Origin of the sequence: Runella zeae DSM 19591 (assembly GCF_000423565.1) — a bacterium.
GTDB lineage: Bacteria > Bacteroidota > Bacteroidia > Cytophagales > Spirosomataceae > Runella > Runella zeae.
The window spans coordinates 338,951-356,753 of record NZ_KE384037.1 but is presented as its reverse complement, the minus strand read 5'-3'; the positions used below and the strand labels follow the sequence as shown (position 1 = coordinate 356,753).

The window sequence follows — 17,803 nt, the reverse complement described above, 5'->3', positions numbered from 1 at the left end:
AAGAAAATGTTAAACAACTACATCACTTCTTCCGAAATAAATAAATATTCCGTAATCATATCAATGATTATATTCTTATGATTTTCGGCAAACTGATTAAACTCCTCCTCCGAGCAATTGTACATTTTCATGGTAAGATTTTTACCAACAAACACAAATTGAAGACTTCCCATGATCAGAGGCATGATGCTTTCGGTTGGAATTTTACGCATAGTGCCTTTACTTACTTCTTCTTCGATATGAGCCGTCAAATGCCCATGTAACAATTCTTTTAACTTATTCAGCTCCGGCAATAGCCGACTCCCGTCGCGTTGAATCTCAGTCATCAAAAACAAAACCAAGGCAGGTTCTGTCTTCATCACTTGAAAATCAGCCTCAATCAATTCAATTAGCTTCTCTCTAAGCGAAATGGGCTTCTCAAAAATCTGAAGTGTATTGTTGCAATAAAGCGAAAATAAATCCTTAAAAATCTCAACAAAAAGCTTCTCCTTACTCCTAAAGTAGTAGTTGGTAAGGGCAATATTCATGTTGGCTGCCTCCGCAATGTCCCGCGCTGTTGTACCAGCGTATCCTTTCTTCAAAAAAACAGATTTCGCTGCTTCTTTGATTTTTTCTTCACTAGATTGAGTTATACACGCCACGTTTTCTTCTCTGTTTTCATTAACCTGCGCCAAAGTTAATATTGGATAATTTAACTAACAAACTATTTTAACTTAAAATTTTAAACATTTGTTTAAAACAAAAATTTATACAATTTTATATTCTTTATGTCCCACTTTTTTGCCTAAAAGAGAAGATATACTGATGATTTGCGCCCCACCGACCCTTTGTGTTGTATAAATAACTGATGAAAGCAAATTAGTACTGAACGCATAAAAAATAGTATGATTTATAATACTTTGTTTGTTATTTTGACATCCAAAATAGATAGGCGTACATTTGAAAGACAACCTCTCTCATATCGAAGAAGAACGCCTCTGGGAGCGTTTCAAAGAAGGAGACAGTGAGGCCCTTGGGCTGCTTTCTCGCCGTCATTACCGTGCATTGTTTAATTATGCCATAAAATTTACCAAAGACCGCGAAGTAGTCAAAGACTGTATTCAAGATTTGTTTTTGGAGCTATGGGAGCGGCGCGACTACTTGACACAGACGCCTTTTGTGCGTATCTATCTTATCAAAGCCCTCAGAAATAACTTGTTCCGTAAAATACGCCAAGAAAGAAAGTTTACCGACGCCGAAGACCTCGATACCGAAATACCTCTGTCGGATCATATATCGGCAGAGTCTAGTTGGATTGAAAGTGAGCTTTTTCTTGAAAATGAGGAGAAAATCAAAACCGCTTTGTCTAAGCTCCCCAAACGTCAGCAAGAAATCATTTTTCTGAAATTTTATGAGAATCTCTCCAACGACCAAATCTCCGAGATTCTGGACATGAACCGCCAATCAGTGGCTAATTTGCTCCACCGAGCCCTTACTTCTCTCAAAACCAACTGGTTTTCTGTCGCCAAGTTATTGCTTCTTTTTTGGAAGTAAATTCAAAAAAAATTGCATTTAAGTGAGTATGCACTTCATAGAGGTGTCTATCTCAATATAACAAGGTATTTAAGTACAATTTATTCTATGATTGATTATACCACATATACCCCTGAAGCTCTCGCCCTCGACGACTCGTTTAGAGGATGGGTTTTGGAGGGGAAAGAACACCATTTTTGGAAGAATTGGATAGAAAACAACCCTGCTAAAACAGCCACTGTCAAACAAGCTCAAGCGCTTGTATTGTCACTTTATCAAGCCCAAGACGAGATTTTGGAAGAAGAAATTGACGAGGCCATACATCAATTGGTGCAGATAGCTGATAAGCGCAGCATGATAATTCCCCTTTGGCAACAAACTTGGTTCAAAATTGGAGTAGCGGCAATCGCTCTTTTTATGATTGGGTGGCTGCTTTATTATGAAAAACAAAAAATACACATTACACCTTATCAGCAAGTGGTAGGGCAGTTCAAAGATGAGGTTAAACTTTTAGAATTTACCAACACGACTTCTTTTCCTCAGTCTGTTACGCTTTCCGATGGTAGCTCAGTGGTACTTCAACCCGAGACTAGTATTAGTTATCCTACCACTTTTTTGGCGGATAAAAGAGAAGTTGTATTGTCGGGAGAGGCTTTTTTTGAGGTCTCCAAAAATCCGAATAAACCCTTTTTTGTTTTTGCTAATGGTTTGATTACCAAGGTGATTGGTACTTCTTTTACGGTCAGAGCTTATGACAAAGACCAAGAAGTAAAGGTCATCGTCAAGACGGGGAAAGTATCGGTGTTTGCACAAGAGACCGCCTCGCAGGATCAAAAATCAAGTCGAGAACTTACAGGGCTGGTACTTACGCCCAATCAGCAAGTGACTTACAGTAGAGCCGATAACCGACTCGTACGCTCTCTCGTTGAAAAACCCCAACTCCTTGCTTTGCCTGAGATTCAGCAGCAAAGCTTCGAGTTTAGACAAGCTCCTGTATCGGATGTATTTGATGTATTAGAAAAAGCGTACGGCGTCAAAATAGTATATGACGAAGATTTGATGGGAGGTTGTGAACTCACCGCTACCCTCTCTGATGAGCCTTTGTTAGAAAAAATGGAACTGATTTGTAAGGTACTCGAAGCGCAGTACGAACTGATAGATGCCCAAATTGTAGTGACAGGAAAAGGTTGTAAATGAGGCTCTTAAAAAAAGACTTTACATAGATGCTTTAATGATTGTTTTACCTAACCCCCTTTTGTATTCCGAATGACCTAAAATTACGCTCAACTCCCAACCAACAAAAAGCCGGCGATGTGTCCGCATCACCGGCTTAGGATTCCCCAAAGTTTCTCAGGCTTTCACAACACTCGTTCTCAGGCGAGTGCGGGGATGTTTTTGTCAATCTTGTAAACCAACAAAGATCAAAGTTATGTCAAAACATCGACAATTCAGCAAGATTCTGCTCAAAATCATGCGAATCACTTGTTATCAAATTTTCATCACAATTCTATGCACCTCTCTGGGGTATGCCATAGATACTCAAGCCCAAGAACTACTCGAACGCAAGGTTTCGATTCAAGTATCGAATCAAGAAATAGGGCGTGCGCTTGAGCGCATTGAGAAAGTCGCCGATGTGCATTTTATGTACAGCCCACAGATTATTGCGTCGAAACGTAAAGTGACGCTCGTAGCGAAAAATGAACGGCTTGCTACTATTTTGGATGGTCTATTGCGCCCTCTTAATCTCACGTATGAAGTAGTAGGCAATAAGATATTGCTCAACCGTATCACCACTCCTTCTAACCTTACTCCCGAAAGCCCTCGTTCGGAAATACGGACCAATCAGATGCTTATCGAGCAGCCTATCAAAGGAACGGTAACCGACGAATCGGGTTTAGGATTGCCGGGGGTAAGTATATTGGTCAAAGGAACCAACAAAGGTACAATCACCGGAGCAGACGGAGGCTACACGCTAGTAGTACCCGACAACAACGCCGTATTGGTGTTTAGTTTTGTGGGCTATGAATCCCAAGAAATTGCGATTGGAAATCAGACTTCTGTCGATATCAAACTCAAAACAGATATTAAGTCGTTGGGTGAAATCGTGGTTGTTGGCTATGGTCAAGTCAAAAAAAGTGACTTGACAGGCTCGGTAGCTTCGGTCAAAGCCAAAGACATCACAGCTTTTCCTATCACCACACCCGTACAAGGTATCCAAGGGCGCGTATCAGGGGTTCAAGTTATTCAAAACTCGGGAGCCCCTGGGGCGTCGATTTCAGTGCGAATCCGTGGAGGGAATTCGCTACGCGCTAGCAATGAGCCTTTGTATGTAGTGGATGGATTTGCGCTATCAGGAAGCTTATCAGCCCTCAACCCTTCTGATATTGAATCTATTGAAGTTCTTAAAGACGCCTCAGCCACGGCTATTTATGGTTCTAGAGGTGCCAATGGCGTGGTGATTGTGACTACCAAAAAAGGAAAAGCAGGTAAAAGTCAAATAGACGTAGAGAGTTTTTATGGAGTACAATCTCCTACCAAACTTATTGAAATGATGAATGCCCGCGAAATGGCCGAAATCGCCAACGAGCGTGCTGCCAACGATGGCGTTAGTGCATTTTTCACGGCCCAAGAGATTGCTAGTTTTGGAGAAGGGACCAATTGGCAAAAAGAATTGCTACGGTCGGCACCTATTCAAAACCACGGTGCTACCTTCTCGGGAGGTACTGAGCGTATGCAATATTCTTTTTCTACCAATATTTTGTCGCAAGATGGCATTGTTCCCAATTCTAGTTATAAAAAAGGAACCATACGCGGCAACATCAATCACCGCGTCAATGACAAATTGACCTTTGATTTCAGTATGATACTGAGCCGCCTCAATCAGCGCCGCATCGATGGCGAAAACAGTAACCGTGGCAATGGCGCTCTTTCGGCTATTTTGGTAGCGCCCCCTACCGTGGCTCCTTTTACCCCTCAGGGTGATTATAGCAATGTGGTACCTTATTCGTTTAGTTCCAATGTATTGCTCAATCCTTTTGCTTTGGTCAACGAGCGCCGTGACCAAGATGTGCAAGACTATGTATTGGCCAACACTGCCATTAACTATGAGATCCTCAAAGGTCTTACATTGAGAGTATCAGGGGGGATAGAAGCATTCAACAATCGAAGAGACCAATATTCTACTCGAAAACTATCTACTTCTCCTTCTGGTTCGGCTTCGGTGTCTACTTCGCGTCAGACCAATCTCCTCAACGAAAATATCCTCAACTATGCGCGTACTTGGGGACAAAACCATAGCTTGACCGTAACAACAGGATTGACTTACCAAAACCAAAAAAACAACTCTTTGAGTGCAGGTGGTAGCGGATTTGCTTCAGATGTGCTCACTACCAATGCTCTACAAGGAGCGGCTACGCCCGGAATCCCAGGGAGTGGTGCTTCTGAATGGACACTTTTGTCTTATTTGGGAAGGGTGAATTACACTTTCAAAGATCGCTATTTGCTCACCGCAAGCTATCGGGCCGATGGGTCGTCTAGGTTTGGGAAAAACAATAAATGGGGCTATTTTCCTTCTGCCGCTTTTGCTTGGCGAGCGATTGAGGAGGATTTCATGAAACAGCAAACGATTTTATCGGATTTGAAATTCAGAGTGTCGTGGGGACAAACCGGCAATACCGCCCTTGGCCCTTACCAAACCCTCAATAGCTTGAGTTCTTATCAGACTATTTTTGGAAATGATTTGGCAATCGGCTATGCCCCTAGCAGCAGTTTGTCAAATCCTACCTTGAAGTGGGAAACCACCACTCAAACCGACATTGGGGTGGACTTAGGTTTTTTGCAGGATCGCCTTCGAGTTACCGCCGATTATTATATGAAAGACACCAAAGATTTGTTGGCCATTGTATCCCTTCCTACTTCGGCGGGATATGCTAGTACGACTCAAAACATCGGCGAAATCCAAAACTCTGGTGTCGAACTTGGAATAGATGCCAATGTGTTTTCGGGCGAATTCAAATGGGATATTTCAGCCAATACTTCTTTCAACCGTAATAAAGTCAAGTACTTGGTAGGAGGCAGCGATATTTTTGGCGCTGCTTTACAAAACCCCTTAGGAGTACCCGTAAGTTTGGTGAGAGTAGGGCAGCCCGTAGGTGTTTTCTTTGGCTACCAAGAAAACGGACTCAATGAAAAAGGAGAAATTGTTTTTAAAGACCTCAACAACGACGGTATTATCAATACCAATGATAAAACCATAATCGGTAATCCCAACCCTAAAGCTATTTTTGGTTTTAGCTCCTCGGCTTATTACAAAAACTTTGAATTCAATCTGTTTCTTCAAGGAGTTCAGGGGGTAGATTTGTTTAATTTCAACGTGGCGAGTTTTGCCAACAGTTTCAATTTTGGGGAAAATCAAATCAAAGATTTATACCTCAATCGTTGGACACCGCAAAACCCCAACCCCAATGCTAAGTATCCAAAGGTCAGTGTCAATACCAAGTTTAGAGAATCTGATCGGTATGTTGAAAATGGCTCTTTCATGCGTTTGAAAAACATTCAGCTGGCCTACAACATCCCGACCTCAGGCATCAAATGGCTGCGCAAAGCCCAAGTATATGTAAGTGGTCAAAACCTACTCACGCTTACCAAATACTCTTGGTATGACCCCGAAGTAAGCACCCTAGGTGGCAGTACGTCTATCAGCCCTGGCGTGGATCAGTTTGGTTATCCGGTTGCCAAAACAATCACCCTTGGCGCTCGTCTTGGTTTTTAATTCCCTAAATGAAATCGAATATGAAAAAGATATTTTTTGCTTGCTTGGTCTTATTCCTTACCTCCTGTGAACGCCTGTTGGAAGAAGTTCCCACCGACCGTCTGTCTCAAGAAAACTTCTATCAGAGCAAGGATGATTTGATTGCCGCCCTCAATGCGGTTTATTCACAAGTGCGGGGAGCCAATTCCTACGGGACCAACTACCCCGCGCAGCTAAATGGGATGACCGATTATTGTATTTCGCGGGGTACTCAAATACCCGTGAGTGAATTTCAGGGATTGGACGGGACCAACATCGCCCGTACCGATGCCGTATGGAGAGATTTGTACCAAAGTATCAATTCGGCCAATATCGTGATTCAGGTTACGCCCAACGTCGCTTCGGTAAGCGAAGCCGACAAAAACACGATTGTGGCCGAAGCGCGGTTTTTGAGGGCCTTCAATTATTATAATTTGGTAAGAAATTATGGGGGAGTGCCTTTACGTACAGCGCCTATTTTTGAGGTATCACAGACTAGAGGAAAAAGAGCTTCGGTAGAAGAAGTCTATAAACTCATCATTGAAGATTTGCAATTTGCCGAAAACTCCCTCCCCAAAACAGTATCTGCTGGGCAAGCGGGGCGTCCTACCCAAGGAGCGGCTAAGTTGCTGCTAGCGAGTGTGTATTTAACGCGCGAAAACTGGGCAGGTGCGCGCGACAAAGCCGACGAAGTAATAAAGTCGGGTGTGTATTCTTTGGTAGAAGTCAAAACCTCTGATGATTTCGAAAAACTCTTCGGGGCAGATTTAGCCACTACGCCCGAAGAAGTATTTTATATCAAATATGCTCGTATTACGGGGCAAGGCTGGGGGTATCCGAGCTATCAACACCCGGCAGATGGCCCTTATACTACGGGAGTAAGAGCCCATTTTACCTTGCCTACGTTGCCCCTCATCCGCAATTGGTCCGATAAAGACCTTCGCAAAGACTACAATTTGTATTCGTCCTATACCAATCGTAGTGGCCGATTGACTACTTTTCCGGCTGCTGAACCGATTTGCTTCCGTAAGTTTAGGGATTTGCCCGCCAATCCTGCCGGCAATGATTTTCCAGTATTGCGATATGCCGAAGCGCTTCTTATCTATGCCGAAGCGGCAAGTCAAGCCAATGGCGGGCCTACCGCCCAAGCACTCGAAGCACTCAACAAAGTACACCGTAGAGCCTATGGCTATTTATCTACCACTACCTCGCCCGTTGATTTTTCTTTGGCAGGACTATCGGCTGCTTCATTTAGAGATTTGGTTATGACCGAAAGAGCCTATGAATTTATGATGGAAGCGAGTCGCTGGTACGATCTTAAACGGCTAGGCACTACCAAATTAAAAGAGGTTATCAAAACTGCTCGTGGCAAAGATGTCAAAGATACTCATTTGATGTGGCCTATTCCGAAACAAGAAATGGACAATAATCCTGACTTATCAGCTTCGGATCAAAACCCTGGCTATTAGGCACATTTCAACAGTAAAAAAATACCTGATCAGTCTTTATTTTAAACCAAAACAACTCTGCATTCTGATGAAAAGAAATATGTTTTTGACGTGGTTGATTCCATGCGTTTTGCTGTTTTCAAGCCATAAAATGGGCTCAAAAGCTACTTCAGCGGATGCCCAAACCGTGGTGGCTACGCGCAAAGCGGATATTATCGTATATGGAGGAACTTCGTCGGCGGTGATTGCGGCCGTCCAAGCCAAAAAAATGGGTAAATCAGTCATTGTTGTATCTCCCGACAAACACCTCGGCGGACTTACGTCGGGGGGCTTGGGTTTTACTGATACGGGCAACAAAGAAGTGATTGGAGGCCTTTCGCGGGAATTTTATCAACGTTTATATCAGCATTATCAGAAAGATGCTTCATGGCAATGGCAGAAAAAAGAAGAGTATGGAAACAAAGGTCAAGGTACCCCTGCTCTCGACGGAGCCAACCGCACCATGTGGATTTTTGAACCTCATGCTGCTGAAGGAGTTTATGAAGATTTTGTGAAAGAATACGGACTTACTATTTATCGCAACGAGTGGCTCGACCGTTCTGCCAAAGGCATTACTAAGAAAGGAGGGAGCATTACTTCAATCCGTACTTTGAGTGGTAATGTGTACGAAGGAAAAATGTTTATTGATGCTACTTATGAAGGCGATTTGATGGCTGCCGCTGGAGTCAAGTTTCACGTGGGCCGCGAAGCCAATAGTGTTTACAACGAAAAATGGAACGGCGTACAAGTGGGCGTTTTTCAGCATCGTCATTATTTCAAAGACAAAATCAGTCCTTACAAAATAGAAGGAGACCCTAAAAGCGGGTTGTTGCCAGAAGTATCGGCTTTGCCTCCCGGCAAAAACGGCGAAGGCGACGACAAGATTCAGGCGTATTGTTTTCGGATGTGTTTGAGCAATCACCCCGACAATCGGATTCCTTTTCCTAAACCCGAAGGCTATGACCCCAATCGCTACGAACTTTATGCACGCGTGTTTAAGGCAGGATGGCGCGAAACTTACGACAAGTTTGACCCCATTCCTAACCGCAAAACCGACACCAACAATCACGGGCCTTTTAGTACCGACTATATTGGCAAAAACTATGATTATCCCAATGCCTCCTACGAGCGTCGCCGCCAAATCATCAAAGAGCATGAGTTGTACCAAAAAGGCTTGATGTATTTCCTTCAAAATGATTCGCGGGTACCAGCCGACGTACAAGATAAAATGAAGCAATGGGGGCTACCCAAAGACGAGTTTAAAGACAATGGCGGATGGCCACATCAGCTTTACATCCGTGAAGCTCGCCGTATGCTTGGGGAGTTTGTAATGACCGAAGCCGACGCCCTTGGCAAAACCAAAGTGCCTAATCCGATTGGGATGGGTTCGTATGCATTGGATTCTCACAATGCACAGCGGTTTGTGACCGAAGATGGCTATGTACAAAATGAAGGTGACATCGGAGTGCATCCCGACAAGCCTTACTCGATTGCTTACGGGTCGATTTTGCCCAAAGAAAATGAATGCAACAACTTGCTGGTATCGGTCTGTGTATCAAGCTCTCACATTGCTTATGGGTCAATTCGGATGGAGCCGGTATTTATGATATTGGGGCAGTCGGCTGCTACAGCCGCCGCCCTTGCGATAGATAGTAAAGTGTCGCCACAAAAGCTACCCTACGAGAAATTGAAGGAAGTTTTGCTCAAAGATAAACAACGCTTGGAGTGGTAAAATACTTTACAATTGGTTAGTAATCCCAAAAGCCTCAGTGATTTTCGCTGGGGCTTTTTATTTGGCGTTTTTAGCCAAAAAACAGGGGTAGTAATTGCCCAGAGCTTTCTTTAAAAAACAAAATACAACAATAAATAGAGGAAAGATTTGAAAGCTAGATGCGCAAATAATCTAGTAAAATATTCAAATATCTCTTTCAAAAAGAGAACGGTGAAGCAAATAAGTGAAATTTTAAGCTAACTGATAATCAATATTTTATTCCTTGAATGTTCTAAACAAAAAGCATTTTTATCTCACCTAAACTTCATCGAACAGGTATGTAAAGGATAGTAATCCGTTGTGTTTTTAGAAATATTTGAATATAATATTGACTCTTGTTGAGGAGTTAAATAGTAAAGAGAGCCAAATGCCGCCGAAACCAACAAAAAATCATACAATCAAACGCAACATAATAATGATCAGTACTTCCAAACTTAGATATTTCACGTTGGGCTTGATAGCAGCCCTTTTTGTATCGATTAGCTTCGATGCCATAAGCCAAGGGAAAAAAGCAAAAAAGGCAAAGAAAGACAAAGAGGGTTTTGTAAAAATATTTGACGGAAAATCGTTAGATGGCTGGGAAGGTGATCCTACCTATTGGCGGGTTGAAAACGGAAATTTGGTGGGAGAAATCACCCCCGCTACGCTGTTAAAAGCCAATTCGTTTATCATTTGGCAAGGGGGCGAGCCTGCCGATTTTGAGTTGAAAGGGGAGTTCAATATCGCCGCTGCTGGCAACTCTGGAATCAATTATCGTAGTGTGCGCGTTCCAGATGTTCCATTTGCTTTGAAAGGATACCAAGCAGATATTGACGGAAAGATTAATTATACAGGTCAAAACTACGAAGAACGCGGACGTACAACGCTGGCTTATCGTGGTCAAAAAACCAATATCAGTCCTTATTCAGGCGAAGCCACCCCTCAAGCGGTACGCTCTAAAGTACAAAGAAATGCCTGGACTAATCTGACCGTGACCGGTTCGTTGGGCAGCAGCGATTCTCTCAAAACATTGATCAAAAGCGAAGACTGGAATGAGTTTCATTTGGTCATCAAAGGCAATCACCTCAAACACTACATCAACGGCGTGCTGATGAGCGAAGTAATCGACGAAGATACCGTCAATGGCAAAGCGAGTGGGTTGTTGGGTGTACAAGTGCACGTAGGCCCGCCCATGAAAGTACAATACCGTAATTTACGCATCAAGCAGTTGTAAAATAAAGATTGGATGAGCCAAGGTGAGTTTTCACCTTGGCACTGTTTTTATAAAAATCCGTACATTATCCACAATTGTCAACTGAAATCCACCATAGTTGACCCTTTAACTTAAAATTAAATAGGCTCAAAATTAAGATGAACAAAATAGGTTTTAACGTATTGGCTTGGTCGGCAGGAATGTCGGAAGAACTTTTTCCAATCCTCGACCGATTGAAAAAAATCGGTTACGACGGCGTTGAGTTTTTTGTGGGCGCACCTGACGATGCGATGTACAAAAAAGTGGGAGAGCATGCTCGTTCATTGGAATTAGGAGTAACTACCGTAACAGTGGTAAGCCCTGACATGAACCCTATTCACGAGTCTGCCACGGTACGAGCCAAATCCCTCGACCGCATCAAATGGGCCATCGACCGCTCGCATGACCTCAATTCGACCGTATTGTGTGGGCCTTTCCATTCGGCACACGCCCACTTTGCAGCACATCCAGCATTAGAAGAAGAGTATGCGCGCAGTGCTGAAGTGCTTCATGCGGCTGGCGAACATGCCGCTTCGGCCAATATCGTGTTGGCGATAGAAGCACTCAATCGTTTTGAGTGCTATCTCTGTAATACTATGGAGCAATTGTCGAAATTGGTAAAAATGGCTGACCATGTCCATGTAAGGGCTATGTTTGATACGCACCATGCCAATATCGAAGAAAAAAAATACGATAAAGCTATCAATACGATTGCGCCTGTACTGAGTCATGTACACATCAGCGAAAATGACCGAGGAACCCCCGGTGATGGTCATGTGCCTTGGGATGCGGCTTTCTCTTCTTTAGCTGCGATAGACTATAAAGGATGGCTTACCATTGAGGCTTTTTCTCGAAATGACCCCGATTTTGCCAATGCTATCAACGTGTGGCGTGAATACAACGACCCTTGGCACATTGCCGAAGAAGGATTAAAGTTTATCAAAGAAATGGGAGCTAAGCACGGACTTTAGTCTTTTTTATTGTTTATCCGAAATCCTACACCTTTTATATGAAACATATTCAGCGTCTGTTGTTGCTTTTATCTTTTTTGGCGGTTGGTAGCAGTTTCCAAATCTCTCCCATCCCTTCCCGAAAGGCTGATACAAAAGCCGATTTAGAAAAATACCGTGTTGTATATCAAGGAGAAAAAGGGCCTGGCGTAGGGAAAAACATTGTTTTCATTGCTTCTGACCATGAATATCGCGGCGAAGAAAACTTGCCTGCTTTGGCACGGATATTAGCGAAGCGTTTTGGATTTACTTGCACGGTGATTTTTGCTCTCGACGACCAAGGTAATATCCTACCCGGCAGCTCCAACTTACGAGGATTAGAAGTGTTAGATAAGGCTGATTTGATGTTTATTTTCACGCGTTTTTCACATTTTGAAAACGCCGAAATGCAACACATTGATGATTATCTAAAACGTGGCAAACCCGTCATTGGTCTTCGTACCGCAACTCACGCTTTTGATATTAAAAATGATCCTACATGGGAGCACTACGGCTGGAATTATAAAGGCCCCAAAACTGCCTGGAAGGATGGGTTTGGAGAAGTGGTGCTAGGCGAAACATGGGTGTCGCATTATGGTACAAACCACAAACAATCGTCACGACTTATTCCTGAAAAAGAACAAGCAAAACATGCAATACTAAAAGGTGTCAAAGATATGTGGGTACAGTCAGGTGGCTACACCGCTGACCCCAAAAATGCTACCGTAATCGCACGAGGCGAAGTACTCAACGGTATGACTCCCGACGCGGCAGCAGATCCCAACAAAAAACTTCTGCCCGTGGCTTGGGTGCGCAATTATACCTTAGAATCGGGCGCAAGCGGACGGGTATTTGCTACTACTCACGGAGCTTCTGAGGATTTGCTCAATGAGGGTTTTCGGCGAATGCTCATCAACGCTGTTTTTTGGACAATGGGTCTTGAAAAGAAAATCAAACCCAATAGTGATATTGATTTTGTAGGGCCTTATAAGCCTACTACTTTCAATTTTACGGGTTATAAAGCCAATGTCAAACCAGCCGATTTAGCAGGTTGGGATTCGTTGATTATGCCCGGTGAAGTGGTGAAAAAAGAAAAAAAGTGATTTTTTAAATTCATTTGACATATTATAAAAATGACAGAAAAACTTCCGTTTCGTTTTGGTTCAGAGGTATATACTTGGTTTATGAGTGGCAACGGCCAAACCCACCAAGGACGTTTAGGACACATGATTGAAATCATTGCGCAAGCAGGCTTTACCGGAATTCAACCTATTTTTACTTGGATGGGCGATTTGGTAGACCCTGAGCGTTTGGCTGCCAAGCTCAAAGAACAAGGTATTGAATTAGCGGCCTTGGCATTGGCACAAGAATGGAACGGAGCCGAAGAGTCGGAAAATGAACGCATCGTAGCCGACAATGCCATTAGTTTATTGACACACTTTCCGGGAGCGGTATTGAATACCGTACAAATCCCAACGGGACGTCATAACCTAGAAGAACGTCGGAAAAGTTTGGTAAACATTGTGAATACCGTTTCGGCTCGTGCCAAAGAAAAAGGGATCGAATGTAGTTTTCATCCCAATTCTCCTCATAGTTCTATTATTCGTACCGAAGAAGATTACAAAATAGTCTTAGAGTCGCTTGATACGCGTGTTACAGGTTGGACTCCCGATGTAGGTCACATCATCAATGGCGATATGGATCCCCTCTCCAAAATGAAAGAATATCAGTCGCTTATCAATCACGTTCATTATAAAGATTGGGATGGCGCACCTGAGTTCGCACTTATGGGGAAAGGCAAAGTGGATTTGGTCTCTATCACGCAGTGGCTCAAAGATATTAATTATGGTGGCTGGATTATCTGCGAAGATGAAGGGGCAGAAGCATTAGAAGACCCTGATTTTGTAACCTTACATGATGGTCGCTGGATTACAAACGAACTTATTCCGAACCTAAAATAATCAATACGGATGCCTATTGTAGAAACCAACGGAATCAAGCTATACTACGAAGAGCGTGGCTCTGCCTCAGCGCAGCCCTTGTTGCTGATTATGGGCATTACGGCTTCTGGGTCGGTGTGGGAGCCTCATGTGGCTTATTGGGAAAAATACTTTCGGTGCATTGTGGTCGATAACCGTGGCGTAGGAAAAACCGATAAACCTGCTGGTCCATATACTACCGCTCAAATGGCCGACGACTATGCAGGTCTGCTGGATGCCCTCAATCTCGAAAAAGTAAAAGTAGTGGGTTGCTCTATGGGTAGTACTATCGCGCAGCAATTGGCGATTCGCCATCCTCAAAAAGTGAATTCACTGGTGCTAATGTGCCCTTGGGCTCGCTGCGACAATGTGGCAAAGGCAATTTTTCAACACATCATGACTTGCAAAGCACGTTTTCGCCCCGAAGAATTTAGCCACTATATTCAGTTATTGATTTATTCTAAAGCCTCTTGGGACGATGAAAAAGTAGCCGCCGAACTAGCCGAAGGCCGTCAGCAAGCAGCTATTGGAGCCGAGCCACAACCTCTACATGCCCTTGAAGGACAAGCATGGGCGTGTATTACACACAATGCGCTAGAAGCTCTTTCGTCGCTTACCCAACCGGCGTTGGTCATTGGGGGCAAAGAAGATATTTTCACCCCTGTATGGATGGCCGAAGAAGTAGCCAAGGCAATTCCCAAAGCTGATTTGTACTTATACGAAAAAGCAGGGCATATTTTCCATTTCGAAAAACTAGAAGATTTTAATGAAAGAGTTAAAAGTTGGTTATTGGTGCATTAAAAAATCATAATTTTTTATTTGATTAGTGCATTATATTCAACTTTTAATAATTTTTATAAATCAACTTATTGCAAAAATTTGAGAGTGTATGAATGTCCAACGAAGAGGCATTCAAAATCCTATTTAACCTTAATTTTTAGACATAGCCGATGAACAAAAGCACCGAAGCATCAAAACCATCTTGGACCAATAAACTTTCAAATGTAGCACAATGGGGAGGTATCGAGACGTCGGTGATTGACAATGGCGCAGGACGAGGTACTCGCGTGGCTTGGTTTAATACAGGAGCAGGTTTAAGGTACAAAGTCGTCATAGACCGTGCTATGGATATTGCTGATGCTTTTTATAATCAACATGGTTTGGCGTGGATAAGTCATGCAGGTGTGATGTCGCCACAGCCCTTTTCTGACAAAGGCATCGATTGGTTAAGGACTTTCACGGGCGGTCTTCTGACGACTTGCGGTCTCTCACACGTAGGAGGCCCTGAATCAGACGAATACGGCGAGCGGGGCCTTCACGGACAAATCAGTAATATCGCCGCCGAAATAGAATCTATCGTTCAGCCCGACCCTTTGGCTGGCAAAATGGAGATGAGTATCACAGGCATAATGCGTGAAACAAAAATCTTCGGGCCTAGTTTGGAGCTACGTCGTACTATTTCTAGTACCCTTGGTGAACCCGTATTGCGTATCCACGACGAAGTACTGAATCGAGGAAATACCCCCGCACCCTTGATGCTGTTATATCATTTCAATTTTGGTTGGCCCTTGGCCGATGAAGGTACTCAAATCTTGTGGGAAGGAGATTGGCAACCTCGTTTTGGCCCCGAAAAAGCCAAAATATTCAAAGAAGGAAATGATTTTAAAACTTGCCCTCCACCGCCCGACGACCACCTTGGTTCGGGAGAAGAGGTAGCCTTTATCGACCCTACTGCTGATGAGGCAGGACGCTGTATGTGTGGCTTACATAATCCTAATTTGGGAGTCACCCTAAAGCTCTATTTCCAAAAGGATCAATTGCCTCATCTTACCAACTGGCAACATTGGGGCAAAAATGAATATGTTACAGGGCTAGAGCCAGGTACGCATCCGCCTATTGGACAGGCAAGTGCCCGAGCCCAAAACACGCTCATCTATCTTGCTCCTGGTGAGCGTCGTACCTATGACTTAACCATAGATGTGCGGGGCAGCGAAGCCTAAATCCTCACAAAGAATCTTTCTAAAAACAAACACATATCAATTCAATCGTGCAAAAGCACTTATTATAACAATACAATGGCAAATTTAAGTTTAGCAGCAAAAGCGCTTGAACAAGGCAAAGGAATTTTACGCTTAGCTCCTACGTGGGTACCTCGCTCTTTTTGTGTACCAGGGCGCCGTATCAAACTTCACCCCGACGATTATTATGTATTGGGTGGTGTACGTGGCGGTATTGATGAGCGTTGGTTATCGTCAACTACTCCTGCCAAAAATGGCCCACTCACTGGCGAGCATGAAGGACTCAGTAAAGTAGTATATGAAGAGGGAGGACAAACCGAGCAAATCCTCTTGAAAGATGTCATTGATGAGCTAAAGGGTGAAATCATCGGCGACCGCCTTTGGGATGAATACCAAAGCTGGCCAATGTATTCTAAGTTTTTTGATAACATGGGGCCGCTTCCTCACCATATTCACCACAATGACGAAGAAGCTGCTAAAATTGGTCAATTAGGTAAACCTGAAGCCTATTATTATCCCCCTCAGCTCAATAATCACGGCGGTGACTTTCCTTATACCTTTTTTGGAATTGCTCCCGGTACTACCAAAGAGCAAATCAAAGAGTGCTTGATGAACTTCACCAAAGGCGACAACAAAATCACTATGTATTCGCAAGCTTTCCCGCTGATTCCGGGTACAGGCTGGGATGTGCCTCCGGGGATGTTGCACGCGCCAGGTAGCCTTTGTACTTATGAGCCTCAAAAAGCATCAGATGTATTTGCGATGTATCAATCCCTCGTAAATGAGGCCGTCATTCCTGAAGAATTGCTTTGGAACGGTACCCCTCCTGAGCGTATTGGTGACTATGACCAATTGATGGAAGTAATCGACTGGGATCTCAATACCAACCCCAACCTTCTCGAAACGCGTTTTATGCGCCCTATCCCAGTAAATCCTGATGTAGAAACAGAAGGATACAACGAAGTATGGGTTTGTTACCGTTCGGAAGCGTTTAGTGCTAAAGAATTGACCGTATATCCAGGTCAAACAGTTACTATCAAAGATAGTGCAGCGTATGGTTTGATTATGATGCAAGGTCATGGTAAAATGGGAGAATGGAATATCGAAACGCCTGCTTTGATTCGCTATGGACAACTTACCAACGATGAGTTTTTTGTAACAGAAAAAGCGGCTAAAGAAGGCGTAACCATTACAAACTATTCTTCAACCGATCCCATCGTGATGTTGAAGCATTTTGGGCCTAATAACCCTGATTTAACAGTAGTTAAATAAAGCAAAAGTCCCTACGGGGAATCTGATAAGATGCCCCCGTAGGGCTTACATAAACAGTAAAGAAGAATCAACAATACCCCTTAGGGGCTGTATATCGGTAGAAATAATAGAATAAGGAAGAATTCAACAATACCCTGTAGGGGTTACATATCGGTAAAAACAAACGATAGGAAAACAACGATGCCCCATAGGGGCTATATATCGGTAGAAACGATAATAACAAAATCAATAATACCCCGTAGGGGTTACATATCGGTAAAAACAAACGATAGGAAAACAACGATGCCCCATAGGGGCTATATATTGGTAAACATGGCAAATACCTTTACTCAAATACATGTACATCTGGTATTTGCCGTCAAATATCGTCAAGCCATCATTCAACAAAAATGGAAAAATGATTTATATAAATATGCCACAGGCATTATTCAAAACAATGGACATAAATTATTGATTATAAATGGAATGCCAGATCATGTTCACATACTGATTGGATTTCGTACCACGCAATCTCTTTCCGATCTAGTGCGTGATATAAAACAAATGACATCATTGTGGATAAATGAAAATAAACTAACGAGTCAAAAATTTGCTTGGCAAGAGGGATATGGTGCATTTTCATACGGACAATCTCAATTACCAACTATTATAAAATACATCGAAAATCAGGAAGAGCATCATAAGAAAAAGACATTTAGGGAAGAATACATGGCGTTTTTAAGGCTTTTTGAGATAGAATTTGATGAAAAATATAT

14 protein-coding genes are annotated in these 17,803 nt (G+C 43.2%); 13 read left to right on the top strand and 1 reads right to left on the bottom strand.

The window, feature by feature from the left end; translation table 11 throughout:
* Window positions 1-17: 17 nt before the first annotated feature.
* A complete protein-coding gene (locus G563_RS0122330) occupies window positions 18-641 on the bottom strand; it encodes a TetR/AcrR family transcriptional regulator (protein WP_028667270.1) in 624 nt (207 codons plus the stop codon).
* Window positions 642-939: 298 nt separating this feature from the next.
* On the opposite strand from G563_RS0122330, the gene G563_RS0122325 reads away from it, so the two are divergent.
* The 13 genes from G563_RS0122325 to tnpA all read left to right on the top strand — a co-directional run.
* Window positions 940-1,533: an RNA polymerase sigma factor gene (locus G563_RS0122325; protein ID WP_051211132.1), complete on the top strand. Its 594-nt coding sequence runs from the start codon at window positions 940-942 to the stop codon at window positions 1,531-1,533.
* An 87-nt stretch (window positions 1,534-1,620) separates the two neighbouring features.
* On the top strand, window positions 1,621-2,709 hold the full coding sequence (locus G563_RS0122320) for a FecR family protein (protein WP_028667268.1): 1,089 nt from the start codon (window positions 1,621-1,623) through the stop codon (window positions 2,707-2,709).
* A gap of 232 nt (window positions 2,710-2,941) precedes the next feature.
* Window positions 2,942-6,283, top strand: coding sequence for a TonB-dependent receptor (locus G563_RS0122315; protein ID WP_084650942.1), 3,342 nt, complete (start codon window positions 2,942-2,944; stop codon window positions 6,281-6,283).
* Window positions 6,284-6,303: 20 nt separating this feature from the next.
* A complete protein-coding gene (locus G563_RS0122310) occupies window positions 6,304-7,770 on the top strand; it encodes a RagB/SusD family nutrient uptake outer membrane protein (protein ID WP_028667266.1) in 1,467 nt (488 codons plus the stop codon).
* 130 nt (window positions 7,771-7,900) lie between these two features.
* Window positions 7,901-9,520, top strand: a complete 1,620-nt coding sequence (locus G563_RS35580; RefSeq protein ID WP_051211149.1) for an FAD-dependent oxidoreductase — start codon at window positions 7,901-7,903, stop codon at window positions 9,518-9,520.
* Window positions 9,521-9,974: 454 nt separating this feature from the next.
* Entirely contained in the window at window positions 9,975-10,772 is a 798-nt protein-coding gene (locus G563_RS0122300; protein WP_028667265.1) for a 3-keto-disaccharide hydrolase, read from the top strand.
* Between the two features lie 137 nt (window positions 10,773-10,909).
* A complete protein-coding gene (locus G563_RS0122295) occupies window positions 10,910-11,761 on the top strand; it encodes a sugar phosphate isomerase/epimerase family protein (protein WP_028667264.1) in 852 nt (283 codons plus the stop codon).
* A gap of 38 nt (window positions 11,762-11,799) precedes the next feature.
* Complete coding sequence (locus tag G563_RS0122290; RefSeq protein WP_028667263.1) at window positions 11,800-12,882, top strand: ThuA domain-containing protein; 1,083 nt, start codon at window positions 11,800-11,802, stop codon at window positions 12,880-12,882.
* 30 nt (window positions 12,883-12,912) lie between these two features.
* Complete coding sequence (locus G563_RS0122285) at window positions 12,913-13,740, top strand: sugar phosphate isomerase/epimerase family protein (RefSeq protein ID WP_028667262.1); 828 nt, start codon at window positions 12,913-12,915, stop codon at window positions 13,738-13,740.
* A 9-nt stretch (window positions 13,741-13,749) separates the two neighbouring features.
* A complete protein-coding gene (locus G563_RS0122280; RefSeq protein ID WP_028667261.1) occupies window positions 13,750-14,559 on the top strand; it encodes an alpha/beta fold hydrolase in 810 nt (269 codons plus the stop codon).
* Window positions 14,560-14,708: 149 nt separating this feature from the next.
* Complete coding sequence (locus tag G563_RS0122275; RefSeq protein WP_028667260.1) at window positions 14,709-15,758, top strand: aldose 1-epimerase family protein; 1,050 nt, start codon at window positions 14,709-14,711, stop codon at window positions 15,756-15,758.
* Window positions 15,759-15,833: 75 nt separating this feature from the next.
* Entirely contained in the window at window positions 15,834-17,048 is a 1,215-nt protein-coding gene (locus G563_RS0122270; protein WP_028667259.1) for a cupin domain-containing protein, read from the top strand.
* 312 nt (window positions 17,049-17,360) lie between these two features.
* Window positions 17,361-17,803, top strand: a 443-nt coding sequence (tnpA, locus tag G563_RS35575; RefSeq protein ID WP_037327809.1) for an IS200/IS605 family transposase, incomplete at its 3' end; no start/stop codon positions are given.

Bases quoted from the DNA above. Each gene is read 5' to 3' on its own strand.
- G563_RS0122300 (WP_028667265.1), top strand. From the start codon at position 9,975: ATGATCAGTACTTCCAAACTTAGATATTTCACGTTGGGCTTGATAGCA.
- G563_RS0122295 (WP_028667264.1), top strand. From the start codon at position 10,910: ATGAACAAAATAGGTTTTAACGTATTGGCTTGGTCGGCAGGAATGTCG.
- G563_RS0122270 (WP_028667259.1), top strand. From the start codon at position 15,834: ATGGCAAATTTAAGTTTAGCAGCAAAAGCGCTTGAACAAGGCAAAGGA.
- G563_RS0122280 (WP_028667261.1), top strand. From the start codon at position 13,750: ATGCCTATTGTAGAAACCAACGGAATCAAGCTATACTACGAAGAGCGT.
- G563_RS0122315 (WP_084650942.1), top strand. From the start codon at position 2,942: ATGTCAAAACATCGACAATTCAGCAAGATTCTGCTCAAAATCATGCGA.
- G563_RS0122290 (WP_028667263.1), top strand. From the start codon at position 11,800: ATGAAACATATTCAGCGTCTGTTGTTGCTTTTATCTTTTTTGGCGGTT.
- G563_RS35580 (WP_051211149.1), top strand. From the start codon at position 7,901: ATGGGCTCAAAAGCTACTTCAGCGGATGCCCAAACCGTGGTGGCTACG.
- G563_RS0122310 (WP_028667266.1), top strand. From the start codon at position 6,304: ATGAAAAAGATATTTTTTGCTTGCTTGGTCTTATTCCTTACCTCCTGT.
- G563_RS0122320 (WP_028667268.1), top strand. From the start codon at position 1,621: ATGATTGATTATACCACATATACCCCTGAAGCTCTCGCCCTCGACGAC.
- G563_RS0122285 (WP_028667262.1), top strand. From the start codon at position 12,913: ATGACAGAAAAACTTCCGTTTCGTTTTGGTTCAGAGGTATATACTTGG.
- G563_RS0122275 (WP_028667260.1), top strand. From the start codon at position 14,709: ATGAACAAAAGCACCGAAGCATCAAAACCATCTTGGACCAATAAACTT.